The sequence below is a fragment of the Halopseudomonas sp. genome (assembly GCF_036961105.1).
Lineage (GTDB): Bacteria > Pseudomonadota > Gammaproteobacteria > Pseudomonadales > Pseudomonadaceae > Halopseudomonas.
Window position 1 is genome coordinate 1 of the sequence record NZ_JBALWW010000032.1, and the last position, 18,960, is coordinate 18,960.

Consider the following 18,960-nt stretch of genomic DNA (forward strand, 5'->3'; position numbering starts at 1 on the left):
TTTCAGTAGATGTTTAGCATCTATCCCTTGGCGCATCGACGCCGTAGAAGGGAGAGGGAGGAGACCATCTCATCGAGCGCGATATACACCAGCAATTCTCAACCCGCCACCACAGGCCGGGATGGAACCCCGCCGTCCCACGCATACGGGCTGCTGCGCAGACTACAGCCCTGAGTCTCTCCGCCGCCTCACCCCTCCAGCAGTGAACCACTCAGCTTGAAGGCCGTCGCCACCACTTGCTCCACCGGGGCATGGTATCCCGTTGCCATCCAGTGCAACGCAATATGGATGACGCCGCCAAGAATTCCTGCCAGCAACAATTCATCATCCAGATCCGCCTGTTTTGCTGAGCCGGCAAACATTTTCGCCATATCTTCGCTGGTTTTCTTGAGCGCTTCGTCAATGGCACGATCCACCGCCGGACTGATGCCGCGAATCTCGATCAGCAGCAGCCGTGCAATCAACGGCTGCTCTTTCAGTGTCTGGAAGTAGGCCCGCAACATGGCTTTGCTGCGCGCCGAAGGGCTAGATCCCGCGGCCTGAGCGGCGTTGGCATTTTCTTCTCGCAGACGGCGCGCGGCTTGCTCATAGCAGGCGATCAGCAGTTCATCGCTATGCGAGAACGACTCGTAGAAGTAACGCTGGGTCAGTCCCGCAGCGTCACACACCTGCTTGACACCCGAGTGCCGATAGCCATTGCGACCATAGACCTCGGTAGCGGCATCAATCAGCAATTGCCTGCGCTCAGCCTTGCGTTCTTCCACGCCAGTGCCGCGATAGCGTCTTTTGGCGGGGGTAGATGTATTCATGAGTTAAATTCTGACAATTAAGATTGCCAAATTCTAAATGACAATTTAGATTGTCACCACCACCCATTCACGGGAAACCACCATGAGTGCATCACAAATACAATTTCAACCAACTCCTCTTGACGTTCTCATCATCGGAGCCGGTCTGTCCGGCATTGGTGCTGCGCATGCGCTGACCGACCAATGTCCTGACAAGCGTTACCTGATACTCGAACGCCGGAATGCCATCGGCGGCACCTGGGACCTGTTCCGTTATCCCGGCATCCGTTCCGATTCGGACATGTATACGCTCAGCTACAGCTACAAGCCCTGGACCCATCGCAAGGCGATCGCCGACGGACCCGATATCAAGCGCTACATTGAAGACATTGCCGAAGAGTCGGGCATCACCCACAATATTCGCTTCCAGCGCAAGGTGACCCATGCCGCCTGGAACAGCAAAGAGGCACTGTGGACAGTAACCGCCGTCGCTATCGATGCTGACGGCAGCGAGCGAGAAGAGACTTTTCAGACACGCCTGCTGTCTGTTTGCGCCGGTTACTACAGCTACGATGAAGGCTACCGTCCGAGCTTCCCCAATGAGCAGGACTTTGCCGGCGAAATAGTTCACCCGCAGTTCTGGCCAGAGGACCTGGATTACAGCGGCAAGCGCGTGGTGGTTATCGGTAGCGGCGCTACCGCCGTCACCCTGGTGCCAGCGATGGCGCAAACCGCGGCGCACGTCACCATGCTGCAACGCTCACCCAGCTATGTCGTGGCCAGACCACTGCAGGACGGGCTGGCGCAGACCCTGCAGAAGTGGCTCCCCATGCCCGCAGCGCACTCGCTCACCCGCTGGAAGAACGTCTTGCTGGGCGCCTTCTTCTACCGTATTGCGCGCAACAAGCCCGATGCCTTCAAGCAGCGGTTACTGCACATGGCGCAGACCCAGATTGGCTCCGGTGTCGACATCAAGCACTTTACGCCCTCCTACAAACCATGGGATCAGCGCCTATGTGCCATACCGGATGGCGATCTGTTTCATGACCTGCGCGCCGGGCGCGCCTCAGTGGTCACCGACACCATAGAGTCCTTTACCGAGAAGGGTATCCGTCTGGCCTCGGGCGAAGAGCTGGAAGCCGATATCATCGTCACTGCAACGGGCCTCAAGCTAAACGCCATGGGCGATGTACAGGTAACCGTGGACGGCGATGCGGTCGCCTTTGGCGAGCGCATGTCGTACAAGGGCATGATGCTGAGCGACATTCCCAACCTGATTCTGACCTTTGGCTATACCAACGCGTCCTGGACGCTGAAGGCCGAGCTGACGTCCAATTACACCTGCCGCCTGCTGCGCTACATGGATGCCAAGGGTTTTCGCATGGCAGTTCCGCGTCGCGACCCTGCAGTGAATGTGGAGCCCTTCCTGAATTTCACCTCGGGATACGTGCAACGCGCCGAGGGCATGCTGCCAAAACAGGGCGACCGCAAGCCCTGGCAGGTTCATCAGAATTATCTGGCAGACAAGTTCACCATTCAGTACGGCCGCGTCGATGACGGCGTAATGCAGTTCCAATAACAAGGATAAAAAGAATGCAGGTACAACATTGTGTGGCAGTACTGACCGGCGCCGGCAGCGGCATTGGCCGCGCCTTGGCGCTGGCCCTGGCTGAGAAACAGTGCCACCTGGCGCTGGCAGACCTTAACGCCGAAGCGCTGGCGGAAACGGCGGCACTGGCTCGCGCCCAGGGTGTGCGCGTCAGCGAGCACCCGCTGGATATAGCCGATCGCAACGCTGTGGCGGCGCTGCCGCAGGCCATCATGGCCGAGCACGGTCAGGTGGATTTGCTGATTAACAATGCCGGTGTGGCGCTGGGCGGCAACTTTGACCAAGTCAGCGTCGAGAACTTCGACTGGTTGATGGCGATCAATTTTGATGCCGTGGTCACCATGTGCCGCGCCTTCCTGCCACTGCTCAAACAACGCCCTGCAGCACGTATCGTCAACGTATCCAGCCTGTTTGGCCTGATAACCCCGGCCGGGCAGACGGCCTACTGCGCCAGCAAATTTGCCGTGCGCGGTTTCTCCAACGCCCTGCGCCTGGAGCTGGTCAACAGTCCGGTAGGCGTGACCGTCGTGCATCCCGGTGGTATCGCCACCGCCATTGCAACCAGTGCCAGACCGCCCGAAGGCGCTACCGAGCAACAGATGCAGATGAAGCTGGCGCAAGCGCAGAAATTGCTGCGCATGCCACCGCCGAGGGCGGCGCAGATCATCCTGCGTGGTATCCAGAAGGATAAGGCGCGTGTAATAGTCGGTAACGATGCCCGGCTCCTAGCCTGGCTTGAACGTCTGATGCCGGTGAACTACTGGCGTCTGCTGCCTGGCCTGGCTACCAACAACGACTGATATCGCCACCCAAAGGGATTTAATCGTGAGTTATCTGCTCTATACCATCGTTTTTCTCTTGCTGCTCGTTATTGTCGGCCTCTTCCTGTTCACCCTGTTCATCAGCAAACGAGTCGAACTGGGCATGCCGCCGGAGGGACGCTTTCTCCAAGTCCAGGGCACCCGCGTGCATTATCTTGAACAAGGTAGCGGGCCCAGTATCGTGATGATCCATGGCCTCAGTGGCGTCGCGCAGAACTTTGGCTACCAGGTGCTTGGCGAGCTGGCCCGAGATCACCGGGTGATCGCCATAGACCGCCCCGGTAGCGGTTATTCGGTGCGGCATCCGCATTCTTCCGCCGCACTGCATGTGCAGGCAGATGTCGTGGCCGGGGTCATTGATGCGCTCAAGCTCGAGCGCCCGCTGATTGTGGGGCATTCGTTGGGCGGTGCGGTGGCACTTGCTACGGCCCTGCGTCATCCCGGCAAGGTATCGGGGCTAGCCCTGATTGCCCCCCTGACTCACATGCCGAGCGAAACATCCAAGGCCTTTGCCGCGCTGGATATTCCTTACCTCTGGCTTCGCAAACTGGTGGGCTGGACCCTCGCCATTCCGCTATCGATCCGCAACCGCGAAAAGGTACTGGATATCGTTTTCGGTCCGGAGTCCGCACCCAAGGACTTTCCTTTGCGCGGCGGCGGCTACCTCGGTATGCGCCCCAGCCAGTTCATTGCCGCCTCGAGCGACATGCATGCCTTGCCGGAAGTGCTGCCTGCCATGCAGCAACGCTACGTCAGTCTGACGCTGCCTGTGAGCGTTCTCTATGGGCGTCAGGATCGTATTCTTGATCCACAGGAGCAAGGGCAAGCGCTAGTTGATGCGCTACCCGGCACCCAACTGGAGCTGATAGACGGCGGTCACATGCTGCCCATTACCCAGCCGGCGATAACCAGCGAGTTCATCCGTCGCGTGCTAGCGAGAGTGGCCAGCACGCGAGCCTGATGCCTCCCCCGGGCATGACTGCCTTACTGCCTTCCCGGCAATTGCACAAAGCCTGCGATTGCCGGGAAGGGGTTAGAGCGGCTTTTACAGCGTTTATTATTTACACATCTTTATAGTCCGTTATGTGAGCAGATCGACGAAATAATCGCCATTTAGGCAAAACAAATGAACCTTTGACGTCATATACCTGTCATTTATGTGTACATTTTGCACAACCCTAGGCTGACAGAGGATGCCGTTATGAACCTATTGGATATGAAGCTCTGGAAATTGACTGCCGTTGGCGCCATCGCTTTGATGGGGGTAGTTGGCTGCTCCAATGATCACCTGATTCGTACCGAAGATGGCCAGTTGATCGAAAGCGATGAAAAGCCCGAGATCGACGATGATACGGGCATGATCGAATACGAAGACGAGCAAGGTTACGAGAACCAGATGAAGCAATCTGAAGTGAAGGAAATTATCGAACGCTGATTGATGCGGCAGGGGTCGGCCCAGATCCCTGCCATTTCCGTCTCGCACCTCCCCCGCGTTGTTTCTCTTTTTTTACCCACCCTGCTTCTGTCTTTTCCGGCCCTTTCCTGTGCTCAGGAGTTGCTGAGTCGCCTTACTCACCATTTCCTTGCCAGTCACCATGCGGGCCAGGTGTTTGGTCGGCTGATTTGCCAACCGCCATCGCCTCTTGGCGAAAGCTACCGGGCTCCTTGCAGCTTTTTGAAGAATTGCGGCTATTCTTGAAACTGTAATAACCAAACCGGCAGGACAGCGCGACCAACCACAGGAGCACCACCATGAAACATGCAATTCTTGTCGCCTTTGCATTGCTCGCGGCCATCACCATGACCGCCTGTTCCAGTGAGTACATCATTAGCACCACCAGCGGCGAGATGATCGCGACCGATGGCAAACCCAAGCTGAACGATGACACCGGCATGGTGGAGTATGAAGATGCCGATGGTCGCAAAGCGCAGATACGCCAAGCGGATGTAAAGTCCGTGATAGAGCGCTGATTCTCTGGCGGCGAGCCCAGCGCTCGCCGCCCCACACGCTGTTTCCTCGCTCGCCCTCTTCTACCCTTTTTGTTCTGCTCAGCTAAGCTTGCTGTCGAAATCCGTCTCCTTTAACCGACGCATATGTGACCCAGGGCAACTACGCCTGTCCGTTCACACATGAGGAATTCGCAATGCAGCTGACACCCTATGTTTCCTTCGCAGGCAACTGCGCCGAGGCCTTTGCCTTTTACCACGCCTGTCTGGGCGGCAAACTCGAAGCCATGCCCTACGCCGGCTCACCGATGGCCGATGAGATGCCCGCCGAAATGCACGATCGCATCATGCATGTCACCCTGAGCGACGGTGAGTTCTTTCTCATGGGCTGCGACGCGCCGCCCGCCATGTACCAGCAGCCCCAGGGCATGCAGATCGCCTTGCAGTGCGATGATCTGGACAAGGCCCAGACCTTCTTTGACGCTCTTTCGGCGGGCGGCAACGTCGGCATGCCCTTGCAGCCAACCTTCTGGTCCAGCGGCTTCGCCATGTTCACCGATCGTTTTGGCATCCAGTGGATGATCAACTGCACCTGCGCGCTCGACGCCTGAGGAAACCACCATGCAATACATGCTGCTGTGCTGCATTGATGAAGCCCTGTGGGCCGCTCTGCCCGACCAGAAACGCCAGGGCATCATGAACGACTACGACAAACTGATTCAGGAGATGGTTACCGCAGGCCACTACCGGGGCGGTGGCAAGCTCATGCCCACGCATACCGCTACCACCCTGCGCAAGGAACAAGGCGAACTGATCACCATGGACGGCCCCTTTGCCGAAACCAAGGAGCAGTTGGGCGGCTTTCACGTTATCGAGTGCGAGCACCTGGATCAGGCCCTGGCCTTCGCCCGCCGCATTCCACCGCTCTCGGTTGGAGGTGTGGTCGAAGTGCGCCCGCTCGACCCGGCGTACCAGCTGTAATGTCCAGGCCCACGCTGGATCAGCTCTACCGCAGCGAGTACGGCAAGCTGCTGGCCGGGCTGATCCGCCGCTGTGGCAACTTTGATCAGGCAGAAGACGCCCTGCAGGCCGCCTTCGAGGCGGCTCTGCGCCAATGGCCCAGCGAGGGCTGGCCAGACACGCCCGCTGCGTGGCTCAGCCGAACCGCGCAGCACAAGCTGATTGACCAGCAGCGCCGGATGATCACGCAGAGAGAAAAAAGCGACGCGCTTGAGTATCACCTGCAACAGCAGTTGACCGCAGACCTTGACGAGCATGAGGAGCCCCAGGACAGCTTGCGGCTTATCTTTACCTGCTGCCATCCGGCACTGCCCCAAGCCAGCCAGGTCGCTCTGACCCTGCATACCCTGGGCGGCCTGAAAACCGACGAAATTGCGCGTGCTCTGCTGCTTCCCCTGCCCACGCTGGCGCAGCGACTGGTGCGCGCCAAGGGCAAGATACGCGATGCCGGCATTGCCTTTCAGCTCCCCACGGACGAGCAGTTGGCTGAGCGCCTGCAGTCAGTACTGGCAGTGCTCTACCTGATATTCAACGAAGGCTACAGTGCCAGCTTCGGTGCCAGGATCATCCGCAACGATCTCTGCCAGGAAGCAATCCGTCTTGCCGGCCTGCTGGTCCGTCTGCTGCCTGCAGAAGCCGAAGCGCGGGGCCTGCTCGCCCTGATGTTGCTGCACGACTCGCGGCGCACCACGCGCATCGACGAACAAGGCGACCTGGTGCTACTTGAGGATCAGGACCGCGGCCAGTGGAATCAGCAGCAGATAGAGCTCGGTTGCCATCACACCAGCCGCGCATTTCAGCAGGCTCGGCCCGGCGCCTATACGCTTCAGGCCGGGATAGCCGCACTGCACGCCCAGGCGCCCAGCAGCGCGCAAACCGAATGGCGCCGCATTGCCGCGCTCTACAGCCTGCTCTACCAGCAGCAGCCGACGCCGATCATAGCGCTCAACCGCGCCGTGGCCATCGCTATGGCCGACGGCCTGGAACAGGGGCTGGCGTTACTCAAACACATTTATCTGCCCAACTATCATCTGCTGCCGGCTACCCGTGCCGACCTGTTGCGCCGTCTCGGGCGATATGCCGAGGCAGCCGAGCAATATCGCGCGGCGCTGGCGCTGGTGAACAACCAGCAGGAGCAGCGCTTTCTCAGTCGTCGTCTGCACGAAATGGAAACAACCGCATAAATGTCGAATCCGTCGCCAACTGACCGACATGCTTGTGCACCCTGAAAAATCAGAGATCCCAGGAGGTAGATATGTCTTATGTAGATGGTTTTGTGGTTCCGGTACCGAAAGCCAAGGTCGATGAATACATACGCGTGGCCGAGGTCGCCAAGACAGTCTGGATGGAGCACGGCGCATTGGAATACGTCGAATGCGTTGGCGACGATGTGCCCGATGGGCAGCACACGTCCTTCCCCATGAGCGTCAAGCTGGAGGCGGAAGAGGTGGTGATATTTTCCTGGATTCGTTACAGCTCGCGCGAGGAGCGCGACCGCATCCTGGCGCTGGTGATGGCTGACCCCAGACTCAAGGATCAGATGACGCCGGAGAGCATGCCCTTTGATGGCAAGCGAATGATCTTTGGCGGTTTCAAGGTAGTGATTGATTGAACCGGCGCCTGCCTGCAGGCAGGCGCGCTTCAAAACCACTTTTTTTGGTTGGCAACGTCCTGTAGCGTTGCCGACCCTGACCTGCAGCTACCAGTTGTATTTCACCTGTGCTGTGACCACCCGACCGCCGTCATAGAAACAGCCGGTGCTGGAAATACAGTAGGACACATATTCCTTGTCCATCAGGTTGTTGGCACTCAACGAAAGTTGCGTGCCATCAAGCGACTGAGTCAACTCGCCCACGTCGTAACTCAACACCGCGTCAAACAGGGTGACACTCGGCGATTCGAAGTTATTGGCCACCTCACCGTACGATTTGCCGATATAGCGCACGCCGCCGCCCAACCCAAGCCCGCGCAGGGCACTGCTCTGCACCACATAGTTAAGCCAGGCGCTGCCCTGCTTGTTGGGCACAAAGGGTTGTTCGTTACCTTCGATGGCCGGGTTGCCGTCACGGGTGATTTCGCTGTCAGTGAGCGCATAGGAAAGGCTCGCGTCCAATCCGCGGCTCAGGGCCATCTTGCCCTCCAGTTCCAGGCCGCGTACACGCACCTCGCCGGTTTGCGAACGGACGTTGGTGAGCAGGTCGCGGGTGAGCACATTTTCCTGCGTCAGCTCGTAGGCAGACAAGCTCCACAGGCTGCTGCCCGAGGCCGGCTGATAGCGTATGCCGAGCTCATACTGCTCGCCCTCGGTGGGTTTCAACGCATTGCCGTCAGCGCCCACCCCGGCGGTAGGAGCAAAGGATTGCGAGTAACTGGCGTAAGGCGCAATACCGTTAGCGAACTCATACACCACGCCAAGGCGCCCGGTAAAGGCTTCATCGTCCTGATCCACGGTGCTGCTGGTGCCCGCCAGCACGTCGGTGGTTTTGCTTTCAGCCTTGGCAATGTCGTAACGGCCACCCAGGTTAAAGGTCCAACCAGCCAGTTGCAGCTCTTCCTGCAGGTACAGGCCGGCCTGATAACGATCCTGTTCACGTCTTGTGGTAAGCGGTGGCTTTACCGCATCGCCGCTGTACTGCAGCGTGCTCAGATCGATAGGACTGACGCTGGTGCCCTGAAAGTGCTCATCGTAGGTCGCATCTTCGTTCTGATAATCCGCCCCGAGCAGCAAGGTGTGCTCGGCTGACCCCGTCGCAAAGCGGGCGATGGCCTGGTTATCCACGGTGAAGGTGGTGGAATCTTCCGGGAAGGCCCAGGCATAACGCGCCAGTACCGTCGGGCTGATCATGCTGTAGGCCTGCACGCGCTGGGTGTAGGTATCGACCCGCGAGACGCGCAGGTTCTGACGCAACTGCCACACGTCATTGAGCTGGTGCTCAAACTCCCAGCCGGCCATCATTTGCTCATTGCTGAAACGGTCGAAGCCCGGCTCGCCGATGAAGGTGTCGGCATCGAGTTTGCCGTAGGGAGAGCCGCCGTAGAGCGTACCCACTGCTGGCAACGCTGGTTGAGCGCCACCGCCATCGGAATCGATGTTCTGATACTGCGCCAGCAGGGTCAAACGCGTGGCATCACTGATCAGCCAGGTCAGCGAGGGCGCAATGAACTGACGCTCTTCGCTCAGGTAATCCACCCGCGAGTCTGCCTCACCCAACTGGCCTACCAGGCGATAAAGGAGGTTACCGCTGTCGCTCAACGCGCCACCCAGGTCGAACCCCACTTGCTGGGCGTCATAGCTTCCGTACTCGGCGTAGACTTCCCGCACCGGTTCAGCGCTGGGGCGCTTGCTGACCATATTGATCATGCCGCCCGGGGCGTTCTGGCCATAGAGCACAGAGGCCGGCCCCTTGAATACCTCTACCCGCTCCAGCCCGTAGCTGGCAATTTTTGGCTGCGCGTAGCCCAGCACGCCAAACGGCAGACGCAAACCATCTAGGTAACGGCCTGGGGTAAAACCACGGACGGTGAACCAGTCATGCCGCACATCGGCATTGCCGTACTGACTGACCAGCCCTGGTGTGTACTGCAGCGCTTGAGTCACATTGTTGGCGCCGTGCTGCTGCAGCTCTTCGCGGGTCACCACGTTCACCGCCTGCGGCGTCCGGATCAGTGGCGTGCCGGTTTTAGTGCCTGCTGCAGAGGTGGACGCCACTATGCTGCCGGCTGCCAAGCTCGGCGACGCGTCTGCGCGCTGCCCGGTAATGGTGAGCGGCTCCAGCAGCGCTGCATCCGTTGCCGCCGCGCTGAGTACGTACACCCGACTGCCGCGCTCGTTAATAGTCAACCCCGAACCTTGCAACAAGCGGGCAAACCCTTCATTGACGCTGTATTCGCCCCGCAGGCCGGGTGAGTGGCGCCCCTCGGTCAGTGATGGCTTGAACTGCACCGTGACGCCGGCCTGGGCGGCAAAGTCGGTCAGCGCGTGGTCCAGCGGGCCGGGCGCGACCTGATAGCTGCTGCGCTGGGTGCTGGTGCTGGGGGTATCGCTCTGGGCGTGAGCCTGTGGCACAGCCATCGCCAGCGTGGCCGCGACTACTGCGGCCCGCAAAGGAAGCAGGCCGGTGCGACACGCAGTTCTGGCGTGCGAAGTGGAAAAATGCGTCATTCCGTAGACTCCTGAAGCTGAAAAAAATGAGTTATCTATGGGAATGACACGGGAGCTGGAAAAAGGGGACAGAATTTCTGTATCAGATGCTCACTGCGGTCATGCCGGGGTCAGCGACACCCAGTAGCGGGTGCGATACACCACATTGACCGGCAGCGTATCCGGTAACGCTGCCAGCACCTGATCGGTGTTGTCCAACTGAAAAGCACCGCTGATGCGCAGATCTGCTATCGCCGGATCGCAGCGCAGCAGCCCCGGCCGGTAGCGCGCCAGTTCCTGGGCAAATTCGCCCAGCGGCATCTGCTGCGCCACCAGAAGCCCGCGCGCCCAGTCTGCACCATGCGGGTCCACCGGTCGCGGCAACTGCACAGCCTCGGCACTGAAACTCAATTGCTGCCCGGCCTGGATCACCTGCCGCGCCGCAGCATGCGCAGGCAGGACTTCTACCGCGCCGTCGTACACCTGCACCCGGGTAACCTCATGATCACGGCGAACCACAAAGCGGGTACCCAGCGCGCGAATGCGCCCTTGGCGCGTCTGTACCCAGAAGGGTCGGAAGGCTTCATCTGCGCGGCGCGGATCGGCGCCGGTATCAACCAACACCTCACCACGATGCAGCCTGATCAACCGCTGCGCCGCATCAAACTGCACATCCAGGGCGGTGTCGGTATTGAGCTGCAGCTCGGTGCCGTCATTCAGCGACAAGCTACGCCGCTCGCCGGTGCGGGTGGCGTAATCGGCCGTCCATTCGCGCCAGGGAGCGCTGCGATAGGCAATGTAGCTGGCCGGCATGAAGGTCATCAGCAGCACCAGCGCCTTGATCGCGCGGCGCCTGGAACTATCGCTCACCTGCCCCAGCACGGGCATGCCCAACTCAGGCGGAATCAGCCCGAACTTGTCGTTAACCTGCTGCGCGCGCTGCCGGCCAGTTGCCGCGCCGGGTCGCTGGCACACCAACTGGATATGGCATCCAGGATTTGTTGATTCTGGCGGTCTTCATGCAAGCGCACTAGCCACACGGCCGCCTCACGCACTGCGGCGCGGTCTAGCTTGTGCTGGTTGTCCAAGCTATTCAGAGAGTCAGCATGATGCATTGCTCGTAGGCCTCCGCCATATAACGTTTGACCGTTCGCACACTGACTTGCTGCCGCTCGGCGATCTGTGCGTAGGTAAGTCCTTCCAACTGTGCCAGCAGAAAGGCCTGGCGGACCCGTGCTGCCAGGCCATCGAGCATGACGTCAACTTCATGCAGGCTCTGCAGCAAGCTGGCTTGTACTTCCGGCGAAGGCATCTGCTGTTCCGGCAATGCCGCCAGGGTTTCCAGCCAGGCCTGCTCTAATGAACGCCGCCGAAAATGGTTGGATACCAGCCGCCCTGCCACTGTCAGCAGGAAAGCGCGAGGCTCGCGCAGCGGCTGGTCCGTTTGCAGCTCGCGCGAAGTCAGCACTCGCACAAAGGTATCCTGCGCCAGGTCGGCGGCATCATGCAGACAACCCAGCTTGTAGCGAAGCCAGCCGACCAGCCAGCTGTGGTGCTCTGAGTACAGAACGCCGCATTGCTGTTTTGCGCTTTCGCTGGGCGACATGAGCTCCCTCTCGCATGCTGAATTCATTGCTCATAAATGAGAATTGTTCGCATTGTATGCAGATAACAGACCTGTTGCAATCGCCGACAAACAATAATGGGAATGGTTACTGAAATGGCGGGACGGACGGCATACGGCAAAGCTGGAATGGCGCTGGGCAGATCGCTAGAATACGCCGTTTTCAGCTCCCGGCATTGTTCTTATGCCCGCCCGCGAGGTCATTGATGTCCACCACTGCGTCCGCCCCCAAAGTCGGCTTTGTCTCCCTCGGCTGCCCCAAGGCACTTGTCGATTCCGAGCGCATCCTTACCCAGCTGCGCACCGAGGGCTACCAGGTGGTACCCACCTATGAAGATGCCGATGTTGTGGTGGTCAATACTTGCGGTTTTATCGACACTGCCAAGGCTGAGTCACTGGATGCCATCGGCGAAGCCATCGCCGAAAATGGTCGCGTGATCGTCACCGGATGCATGGGCGTGGAAGAAAGCGCAATTCGCGACGTGCACCCCAGCGTGCTGGCGGTAACCGGTCCGCAGCAATACGAACAGGTGGTCAACGCCGTGCACGAGGTTGTACCGCCGCGTGCCGATCACAACCCGCTGATCGATCTGGTGCCGCCGCAGGGCGTCAAGCTAACCCCGCGTCATTACGCTTACCTGAAGATTTCCGAAGGCTGCAACCACAGCTGCAGCTTCTGCATCATCCCTTCCATGCGCGGCAAGCTGGTCAGCCGGCCGGTGGGAGAGGTACTGGGCGAAGCTGAGCGCCTGGCCAAGGCTGGCGTTAAGGAAGTGCTGGTGATTTCGCAAGATACCAGCGCCTACGGCGTCGATATCAAGTACCGCACCGGCTTCTGGAATGGCCGCCCGGTCAAATCGCGCATGACTGAAATGTGCGAAGCCTTGAGCGAGTTGGGTATCTGGGTGCGGCTGCACTATGTGTACCCCTACCCGCACGTCGATGAGCTGATTCCGCTGATGGCGGCGGGCAAGATCCTGCCTTACCTCGACATCCCCTTCCAGCACGCCAGCCCCAAGGTGCTCAAGGCGATGAAGCGGCCAGCCTTTGAAGACAAGACCCTGGCGCGCATCAAGAACTGGCGCGAAATCTGCCCCGAGCTGACCATTCGCTCGACCTTTATTGTCGGCTTCCCGGGCGAGACTGAAGAAGACTTTCAATACCTGCTCGACTGGCTGACCGAAGCGCAGCTGGACCGCGTGGGTTGCTTCAAATACTCCCCCGTTGAAGGCGCGCCCGCCAATGATCTGGGTCTGGAAGCCGTGCCGGAAGACGTCCAGCAGGATCGGTGGGATCGCTTCATGGCCCACCAGCAAGCCATTTCTACCGCGCGCTTGCAGCAGAAAGTCGGCAAGACCATTCAGGTCATCATCGATGAAGTCGACGAAGAAGGCCCGATCGGTCGCTCAATGGCCGACGCGCCGGAGATCGACGGCAACGTGTATATCGATACCGACGAGCCGCTGCAGCCGGGCGACCTGGTCACGGTCACAGTGACCGATGCCGACGAATACGACCTCTGGGCGCAACTGGCCTGAGCGAAACGAAAGCGGCCTGCCCGCGCCCCCACAGGCCGCCTGCTTAGCGATTTGTTACCGTGATGGTCGAGCTCCATCTCGACCATGGGCCTCAGCAACACCACCGCTGGCTGGGATAAAACCCGGCCGTCTCAGGTATAAAACCTCAGGCCTTCAGCCGAGTGAGCGCGTCTTCCTTGTGCATGGCAAGGTGATCGGTCTTGTCGCTCTTGATCTCATATTGCGGCTCATCTTCACTGGCGTGACGGTTGCGGCCTTTGAACGTGGTTTCCGAGGTATGCACTTTGGTAATGGTGCCACGCACCCGGCCTGCTTCGGAGTTCCAACTGACGTGATCGCCAACTTTAAACTTGTGGCTCATATACGCTCTCCCTTCATGTCTGGTATTGAGAATCGGATACTTGCCCCACATTCGACCGGTTAACGCTGGGCAAGTTTAAACTGGCGCCAGGCGCGCGCCTGTCCACAGCCTGTGCGCGACACTCGCAGGGGCTGTTGAAAATCGCCGCGCAATCGCGGAAGCTGTGGCGCAACGCCAGGCACCAGACAAGATGCCGCGCATTGAGCCAGACAAGGCAAGAACAGGGAGGTCTCCTTAGTGAAGTGCTTCAACCACCACGCTGACGACGCCGTCGGTATCTGCAAAATTTGCAACAAGGCACTCTGCCCCAGCTGCACCACCGATACCGGCTACGGTCTCGCCTGCTCTGCCAGCTGCGCCGCAGAGGCCAGCAACCTCGACGAGATCATGCGCAAGAACAAGTTGCTGCTGGGCATTGGCAGTAAGCGCAAATCGATTCCCACCGGCCTGCTCATGTTCTTCTTCTTCGGCATCATGTTCAGCGGCTTCGGTCTGTATATGACGCTGGCTCAGGGCCGCCAGGATTATTTTCTACTGGTGATGGGCCTTGGGTTTCTGGCCATTGGCGGACTCGGCTGGTGGCGCAACCGCAAGATCAATCTCAGTTGCTGAAGTAACACCTACAAGCTCAAAGCAAGGACGCACATGTATAACGACAATGATCTAGACGCCGCGGTGAGCCAAGGCGTACTCGACAAAGAATCCGTCATCCGCTTCAGAAGCTTCATGGCGGCGAACGCCAGCAGCAATACGGTAGACGAAGAAAACTTCCGGCTCATATCCGGTTTCAATGACATCTTCGTCAGCATCGCGGCCTTGATACTATTGATCTCTGCAAGCTGGGTAGCGGCTCAGTTTCATCAGTTGCTACCACCGCTGGTGGGCGCGATCCTGTCCTGGCTGCTGTCGGTGTTTTTCATCAGCCATAAACGTCTGGCGCTGCCGGCGATCATGTTTCTGCTGGCTTTCGTTATCAGCGTCGCAGGTCTCACCTTTGTCGCGGGCACCATGCTGCTGCCCGGCTGGCGGGCCGATGAGGTGGTCATGCTGCCGGTGCTGGCCCTGCTCTCGGGGGTGCTCGCCGCCTGGGTGCACTGGTTGAAATTCAAGGTACCGGTAACAGTAGCGGCCGGCGCTGCTACGCTGATTGCCAGCGTGGTGGTCGGGGTTTACATCCTGACTGACGGCAAGGCGCACCTGCGCGAGGTAAACCTGCTTAACCCGGTGCTGATCTGCTGCGGCATCGCCACCTTTTTGCTGGCGATGTATTGGGACGCGCAGGACACGACAAGGCGCTCACGCAAATCGGACGTTGCCTTCTGGTTGCATCTGCTCGCCGCACCGCTGATTGTGCATCCGATCTTCGCCTCGCTGGGCATTCTGGATGGCCAGAGCAGCCTGCTTGGCATCGTCAGCATAGTGATGCTCTATCTGTTGCTCGGCATCATTTCGATAGCCATCGACCGCCGCGCGCTCATGGTCTCTTCACTCGCCTACGTACTTTATGCCTTCAGCGACCTGTTGGAGGTTTACGGCGTGGTCAGTATGAGCCTGGCGGTTTCGGGGCTGTTCATCGGCACCATGCTGCTGCTTCTTTCGGCCTACTGGCACAAGACGCGCTCGCTGGTAGTCGGCGCCCTGCCCGCCCGGCTCAACCAATATCTGCCAATCCTCGGTTAAGCCGCCGCAGGCAAAAGGATCTGAACATGACCCCATGGATGCGCACCGGCGGCCTGCTCACCGCCTTGACAGCCCTCACTGGTTGCTCGGATGGTAATGAAGCTGAATCCACAATTCCCGCCGGTAACAACGTCGGCTTCCCCGCATTGCCTGCCATGCCTGAAGAACGCGTCACTTTGAACGGCAGGATGACCTTCTGGATGTATGAGGGCGACGGCGGCTGCTTTGGCAGTATCAGCGATGGCATGCAGGAAGTGGAGCTTTGGGTAGACGTTGAAACCTGCGACCAGGTGGAATATCCCGAGAACGCACCTGCCTCGGTGGAGGTCACCTACCGGCCCGACAACCAGTACGCGCCCGGCAAGCTGTATACCATCGTCAGTTTCAACCAGCCGCCAGTGATGGCTGAGTAAACTCGGTAGCGCAGCGCCGTTGCGGGCGTACCGGCAAGCCCGCAACGGCGCTGTAGTCAGGTGTGCCTATGGCGAGCCTCAGGCGATCTTCATCGGCTCCAGGTTTACCACCTGTTCGGCAATATCCCCCAGTCCTTCTTTCACACCCGCTAGCGAAACCAGCGGCAGTGAAACGGCATCAACAATCTGCTTTGCGCTGTCGCCTCTTTTGCGCGCCGCCAGCATCTGCTTGGCCATACTGATCACCGCCGCCAGTGGGCTGGGTTCAGCGTGGTTCAGCGGCGCGCGCTGCTGCAACACCGCCACGCAGAGTTCGACCGGCAACTTCCACTGTTCCAGCAAGGCCGCGCCCGCTTCAGGGCTGGTGAACTGGAACCTGTCCAGCTCGGCCTGATTGCGGTCTGCACCCTCGTCCACCATGGTCTGTACTGCCTTGGCGCGATTGGGGGTAGTGAGGTGCAGTAACAAACGACCGATATTGCTGATGATGCCTGCGGTAAAGGCGACGTCCGCCTCTACACTCCTGGTTTTCTTTGCAATGATCTTGCAGATTTCGCCGGTCTCAAAAGACTCGTTCCAGAAGCGCTTGATATCCAGCCCTTCCACCTCGCCAGTGACCGACCCCGACAGCCCCGAAGAGATCACCAGAATCTTCAAGCGCTCAAAACCGATCCGAACTATGGCCTCGTCAATGGAATTAACCGTGCGCGGCAAACCGTAGTAAGACGAGTTCACCATACGCAATATCTTTACCGACAAGGTGGGGTCCTTGGCCACTTTGTTGGCAATGGCATCCAGATTCGCATTGTCATCAGACAACACCTGAATCAACTCCTTCACCACCTCCGGCACGTTGGGAAGCTTGTCTTTTTGCGCCAGCAGCTCATTTATATTCATTGTTAAAATCTCCTTGGCAATCGGACACAGCTGAATTTCGCTTCTGATACCACAGAAACGACTTTTACCAATAACCGGAACATGGCCAACTCGGTGGGTAACCCCCAGTCCGTCGCGCCAGACAACATCAGGCCCAGGTGCAAGCTGCACGGACTACACAAAAGTAGTTGTCTGCCAAAGGTAAAGCAAGCACTGCATCGCGGCCGCTCGCCCGCACCGCAGGCTGCAAGAGACACCATTTCGCTCGCCCCTGGCCAACTATCAGAACACAAGCTGGCCTGAGCCTGCAGACAAGGCTTGGACCGCGTGGCTGCTTTGGCTAACATGGGTGCATTGGAGCCAAGATGGCACCTGCTGTTACACCAATCCGGACGGTCGCAGATGACGCCTACCCGTATCCCGCTACTGTTGATCCTGCTGTCGTTACTGCTGTGGGCCTGCCCTGCCCTCGCAGAACCCCAAGTGGTCATCGATTCCCCCAAGGTTCAACTCACCGACTTTCGTATCGGTTATTACATAGACGACTCGCGTGAGCTGACCTACCAGCAGATTCGCGATCGCAGCTTTCGCGAAACCGCCAGCACCACCAGTTTGGGCACCAACGCCAGGGTCGCCTGGTACAAGGTGATATTGCAGAACACCTCCGATAGCGAGATAGCGCTGGATGTGCACATGCCCCACGCCTATCACGTGCGTGCCATTGAATTTCACGAAGAACGCAACGGCCAATGGCTGCGTAGCGAGACGCTCGATCTGGACCGGGTGGGGGACAGCAACCTCATGTATCGCGGCGTCGCGGTGTATCCACTGACGCTGCCTGCTGCCCAAACAACCACGCTGTATGTACGCAGCTTCGCCTACTCGCACCAGTGGTTTGCGCTCAACATCTATGACAAGGAAGATTCGCGCCAGGCGCTGGTGGGCACCAACAACGACATCGCCCTGCTGGTCGGCATGATGCTCGCGCTGGTGTTCTACAACTTCCTGCTGTATTTCGCCACCAGCAAGCTGGAGAACATCTACTACTCCTTCTACCTCGTCTCCGGCCTGGTCTGGATCGCCCTCTCCTACGGCCTGGTGGCCAGCCTGTTTGATGTGTACGGCGATGAAATCTTCATGCTCAACATCACGCTGATCACCATGCCGATCTTCCTGTTGTTGTTCATGATGGCCATCTTTGAAACCAAGACCCACTACCCCACCGAGCACCGCTTCCTACAGGCACTCTTGCTGCCGCTCTGCGCCATGTTCGTCTGGGGGTTGTTCGACATCTCCGCCGCGCTCAAGCCGGCCAGCACCGCTGCCGCCATCATGATGCTGGTGACCTTCTCGGTCAGCATCTCGCTGCTGCGCAAGGGCAACCCGCTGGCCAAGTTCTTTTTGATCGGGCACAGTTTTTTCGTCATTTTCAACGTGATGGCCGTGCTCTTTTACAAGGGCCTGATAGAGCCTACCTACCTCGCCAGCCATGGTGTGGGTATCGGCATCATGCTGGAAGCGCTGATGCTGGCCTTTATCATCTCGCACCGCATCAAGATCCTGGAAGACATCCGCGCCTCGCAGGACGAGCTGAAAAAGCAGGCCGCCACCGACCCGCTCACCCGGCTCTACAACCGTCGCTACTTCTTCTCCGAGGCTGGTTATCTGATGGAGGTCGCCAAGGCGCATCAGCAGCCGCTGGCGGTGCTGGCCATCGACATTGATCGCTTCAAACGGGTCAACGATTCCTACGGCCACGCCGTGGGTGATCAGGTAATCATTACCCTCGCGCGCGCGCTGAGAGCCCAAAGCCGCAATAAAGACCTGCTGGCTCGCTTTGGCGGTGAAGAGTTTGTCATGCTGCTGCCCGAGACTGACACCGAGCAGGCGTTGGCGTGCGCCGAACGCGTACGCGCCGCGATTGCCGCCCAACGCATCGCCGCCAGCTCCACAGAGCAGTTGAGCCTGACCGTCAGTATTGGCGTAACCTCCGTCAACCTCACCACAGACAGCATAGAAACCGCCCTGAACCGGGCAGATCAAGCCCTGTATGAGGCCAAGCACAAAGGTCGCGATCAAGTGTGCTTGAACAGCGACAGCGCCACCACTGTGCCCGGCGTAACGCCAACCCCGTGACGCGCC

Annotated in this window: 21 protein-coding genes; 14 read left to right on the forward strand and 7 right to left on the reverse strand. The window is 59.1% G+C overall.

Annotated elements, in window-relative coordinates:
* Positions 1 to 188 precede the first annotated feature (188 nt).
* Positions 189 to 809 (reverse strand): TetR/AcrR family transcriptional regulator, encoded by a 621-nt coding sequence (locus V7756_RS18285; protein WP_335611641.1) that lies wholly within the window; start codon positions 807 to 809, stop codon positions 189 to 191.
* Positions 810 to 891: 82 nt separating this feature from the next.
* On the opposite strand from V7756_RS18285, the gene V7756_RS18290 reads away from it, so the two are divergent.
* From V7756_RS18290 to V7756_RS18330, 9 genes are all read left to right on the forward strand, one after another.
* A complete protein-coding gene (locus tag V7756_RS18290; RefSeq protein ID WP_335611642.1) occupies positions 892 to 2,367 on the forward strand; it encodes a flavin-containing monooxygenase in 1,476 nt (491 codons plus the stop codon).
* Between the two features lie 14 nt (positions 2,368 to 2,381).
* Positions 2,382 to 3,197 (forward strand): SDR family NAD(P)-dependent oxidoreductase, encoded by an 816-nt coding sequence (locus V7756_RS18295; protein WP_335611643.1) that lies wholly within the window; start codon positions 2,382 to 2,384, stop codon positions 3,195 to 3,197.
* 25 nt (positions 3,198 to 3,222) lie between these two features.
* Entirely contained in the window at positions 3,223 to 4,179 is a 957-nt protein-coding gene (locus tag V7756_RS18300; protein ID WP_335611644.1) for an alpha/beta fold hydrolase, read from the forward strand.
* 240 nt (positions 4,180 to 4,419) lie between these two features.
* A complete protein-coding gene (locus V7756_RS18305; protein ID WP_335611645.1) occupies positions 4,420 to 4,653 on the forward strand; it encodes a YgdI/YgdR family lipoprotein in 234 nt (77 codons plus the stop codon).
* 317 nt (positions 4,654 to 4,970) lie between these two features.
* Positions 4,971 to 5,189: a YgdI/YgdR family lipoprotein gene (locus V7756_RS18310; protein WP_335611646.1), complete on the forward strand. Its 219-nt coding sequence runs from the start codon at positions 4,971 to 4,973 to the stop codon at positions 5,187 to 5,189.
* A 173-nt stretch (positions 5,190 to 5,362) separates the two neighbouring features.
* Positions 5,363 to 5,776: a VOC family protein gene (locus tag V7756_RS18315; RefSeq protein WP_335611647.1), complete on the forward strand. Its 414-nt coding sequence runs from the start codon at positions 5,363 to 5,365 to the stop codon at positions 5,774 to 5,776.
* A gap of 10 nt (positions 5,777 to 5,786) precedes the next feature.
* Positions 5,787 to 6,146 (forward strand): YciI family protein, encoded by a 360-nt coding sequence (locus V7756_RS18320; protein WP_335611648.1) that lies wholly within the window; start codon positions 5,787 to 5,789, stop codon positions 6,144 to 6,146.
* Positions 6,146 to 7,369 carry an RNA polymerase sigma factor gene (locus tag V7756_RS18325; RefSeq protein WP_335611649.1) on the forward strand — a complete coding sequence of 408 codons (1,224 nt, stop codon included), beginning with the start codon at positions 6,146 to 6,148 and terminating at the stop codon, positions 7,367 to 7,369. The genes V7756_RS18320 and V7756_RS18325 overlap by 1 nt, the downstream gene beginning before the upstream one ends.
* 71 nt (positions 7,370 to 7,440) lie before the next feature.
* Positions 7,441 to 7,797 (forward strand): DUF1428 domain-containing protein, encoded by a 357-nt coding sequence (locus V7756_RS18330; protein WP_335611650.1) that lies wholly within the window; start codon positions 7,441 to 7,443, stop codon positions 7,795 to 7,797.
* Positions 7,798 to 7,884: 87 nt separating this feature from the next.
* On the opposite strand, the gene V7756_RS18335 is transcribed toward V7756_RS18330, so the two are convergent.
* The 4 genes from V7756_RS18335 to V7756_RS18345 all read right to left on the reverse strand — a co-directional run bounded on the left by V7756_RS18335 (position 7,885) and on the right by V7756_RS18345 (position 11,932).
* Positions 7,885 to 10,347: a TonB-dependent siderophore receptor gene (locus V7756_RS18335; protein WP_335611651.1), complete on the reverse strand. Its 2,463-nt coding sequence runs from the start codon at positions 10,345 to 10,347 to the stop codon at positions 7,885 to 7,887.
* A 99-nt stretch (positions 10,348 to 10,446) separates the two neighbouring features.
* Positions 10,447 to 11,301: a FecR domain-containing protein gene (locus V7756_RS18340; protein WP_335611652.1), complete on the reverse strand. Its 855-nt coding sequence runs from the start codon at positions 11,299 to 11,301 to the stop codon at positions 10,447 to 10,449.
* Entirely contained in the window at positions 11,232 to 11,441 is a 210-nt protein-coding gene (locus tag V7756_RS19165) for a DUF4880 domain-containing protein (RefSeq protein WP_442909029.1), read from the reverse strand. Before V7756_RS19165 ends, V7756_RS18340 begins: the two co-directional genes overlap by 70 nt.
* Positions 11,420 to 11,932 (reverse strand): sigma-70 family RNA polymerase sigma factor, encoded by a 513-nt coding sequence (locus V7756_RS18345; protein ID WP_335611653.1) that lies wholly within the window; start codon positions 11,930 to 11,932, stop codon positions 11,420 to 11,422. The genes V7756_RS19165 and V7756_RS18345 overlap by 22 nt, the downstream gene beginning before the upstream one ends.
* A gap of 224 nt (positions 11,933 to 12,156) precedes the next feature.
* Here V7756_RS18345 and rimO point away from each other — a divergent pair, with 224 nt between their 5' ends.
* Positions 12,157 to 13,488 carry a 30S ribosomal protein S12 methylthiotransferase RimO gene (gene rimO / locus V7756_RS18350; protein ID WP_335611654.1) on the forward strand — a complete coding sequence of 444 codons (1,332 nt, stop codon included), beginning with the start codon at positions 12,157 to 12,159 and terminating at the stop codon, positions 13,486 to 13,488.
* 145 nt (positions 13,489 to 13,633) lie between these two features.
* Here rimO and V7756_RS18355 read toward each other — a convergent pair whose 3' ends face one another.
* Positions 13,634 to 13,849 (reverse strand): DUF2945 domain-containing protein, encoded by a 216-nt coding sequence (locus tag V7756_RS18355; RefSeq protein WP_335611655.1) that lies wholly within the window; start codon positions 13,847 to 13,849, stop codon positions 13,634 to 13,636.
* Positions 13,850 to 14,086: 237 nt separating this feature from the next.
* Here V7756_RS18355 and V7756_RS18360 point away from each other — a divergent pair, with 237 nt between their 5' ends.
* Genes V7756_RS18360 through V7756_RS18370 form a run of 3 tightly spaced genes read left to right on the forward strand, consistent with a single transcriptional unit; the run spans position 14,087 to position 15,942 of the window.
* Positions 14,087 to 14,461, forward strand: coding sequence for a hypothetical protein (locus V7756_RS18360; RefSeq protein WP_335611656.1), 375 nt, complete (start codon positions 14,087 to 14,089; stop codon positions 14,459 to 14,461).
* Positions 14,462 to 14,494: 33 nt separating this feature from the next.
* Positions 14,495 to 15,529, forward strand: a complete 1,035-nt coding sequence (locus V7756_RS18365; protein ID WP_335611657.1) for a hypothetical protein — start codon at positions 14,495 to 14,497, stop codon at positions 15,527 to 15,529.
* 26 nt (positions 15,530 to 15,555) lie between these two features.
* Positions 15,556 to 15,942, forward strand: coding sequence for a hypothetical protein (locus V7756_RS18370; RefSeq protein WP_335611658.1), 387 nt, complete (start codon positions 15,556 to 15,558; stop codon positions 15,940 to 15,942).
* A gap of 78 nt (positions 15,943 to 16,020) precedes the next feature.
* On the opposite strand, the gene V7756_RS18375 is transcribed toward V7756_RS18370, so the two are convergent.
* Positions 16,021 to 16,839 carry an HDOD domain-containing protein gene (locus tag V7756_RS18375; protein WP_335611659.1) on the reverse strand — a complete coding sequence of 273 codons (819 nt, stop codon included), beginning with the start codon at positions 16,837 to 16,839 and terminating at the stop codon, positions 16,021 to 16,023.
* Positions 16,840 to 17,220: 381 nt separating this feature from the next.
* Between V7756_RS18375 and V7756_RS18380 the strand changes: the two genes are divergently transcribed.
* Positions 17,221 to 18,954, forward strand: a complete 1,734-nt coding sequence (locus V7756_RS18380) for a sensor domain-containing diguanylate cyclase (RefSeq protein WP_335611660.1) — start codon at positions 17,221 to 17,223, stop codon at positions 18,952 to 18,954.
* Positions 18,955 to 18,960: the final 6 nt, after the last annotated feature.

Coding starts and splice junctions, on each gene's coding strand:
- V7756_RS18285 (WP_335611641.1), bottom strand. CDS start 809: ATGAATACATCTACCCCCGCCAAAAGACGCTATCGCGGCACTGGCGTG.
- V7756_RS18290 (WP_335611642.1), top strand. CDS start 892: ATGAGTGCATCACAAATACAATTTCAACCAACTCCTCTTGACGTTCTC.
- V7756_RS18295 (WP_335611643.1), top strand. CDS start 2,382: ATGCAGGTACAACATTGTGTGGCAGTACTGACCGGCGCCGGCAGCGGC.
- V7756_RS18305 (WP_335611645.1), top strand. CDS start 4,420: ATGAACCTATTGGATATGAAGCTCTGGAAATTGACTGCCGTTGGCGCC.
- V7756_RS18310 (WP_335611646.1), top strand. CDS start 4,971: ATGAAACATGCAATTCTTGTCGCCTTTGCATTGCTCGCGGCCATCACC.
- V7756_RS18315 (WP_335611647.1), top strand. CDS start 5,363: ATGCAGCTGACACCCTATGTTTCCTTCGCAGGCAACTGCGCCGAGGCC.
- V7756_RS18320 (WP_335611648.1), top strand. CDS start 5,787: ATGCAATACATGCTGCTGTGCTGCATTGATGAAGCCCTGTGGGCCGCT.
- V7756_RS18325 (WP_335611649.1), top strand. CDS start 6,146: ATGTCCAGGCCCACGCTGGATCAGCTCTACCGCAGCGAGTACGGCAAG.
- V7756_RS18330 (WP_335611650.1), top strand. CDS start 7,441: ATGTCTTATGTAGATGGTTTTGTGGTTCCGGTACCGAAAGCCAAGGTC.
- V7756_RS18335 (WP_335611651.1), bottom strand. CDS start 10,347: ATGACGCATTTTTCCACTTCGCACGCCAGAACTGCGTGTCGCACCGGC.
- V7756_RS19165 (WP_442909029.1), bottom strand. CDS start 11,441: ATGCATCATGCTGACTCTCTGAATAGCTTGGACAACCAGCACAAGCTA.
- V7756_RS18345 (WP_335611653.1), bottom strand. CDS start 11,932: ATGTCGCCCAGCGAAAGCGCAAAACAGCAATGCGGCGTTCTGTACTCA.
- rimO (WP_335611654.1), top strand. CDS start 12,157: ATGTCCACCACTGCGTCCGCCCCCAAAGTCGGCTTTGTCTCCCTCGGC.
- V7756_RS18355 (WP_335611655.1), bottom strand. CDS start 13,849: ATGAGCCACAAGTTTAAAGTTGGCGATCACGTCAGTTGGAACTCCGAA.
- V7756_RS18365 (WP_335611657.1), top strand. CDS start 14,495: ATGTATAACGACAATGATCTAGACGCCGCGGTGAGCCAAGGCGTACTC.
- V7756_RS18370 (WP_335611658.1), top strand. CDS start 15,556: ATGACCCCATGGATGCGCACCGGCGGCCTGCTCACCGCCTTGACAGCC.
- V7756_RS18375 (WP_335611659.1), bottom strand. CDS start 16,839: ATGAATATAAATGAGCTGCTGGCGCAAAAAGACAAGCTTCCCAACGTG.
- V7756_RS18380 (WP_335611660.1), top strand. CDS start 17,221: ATGACGCCTACCCGTATCCCGCTACTGTTGATCCTGCTGTCGTTACTG.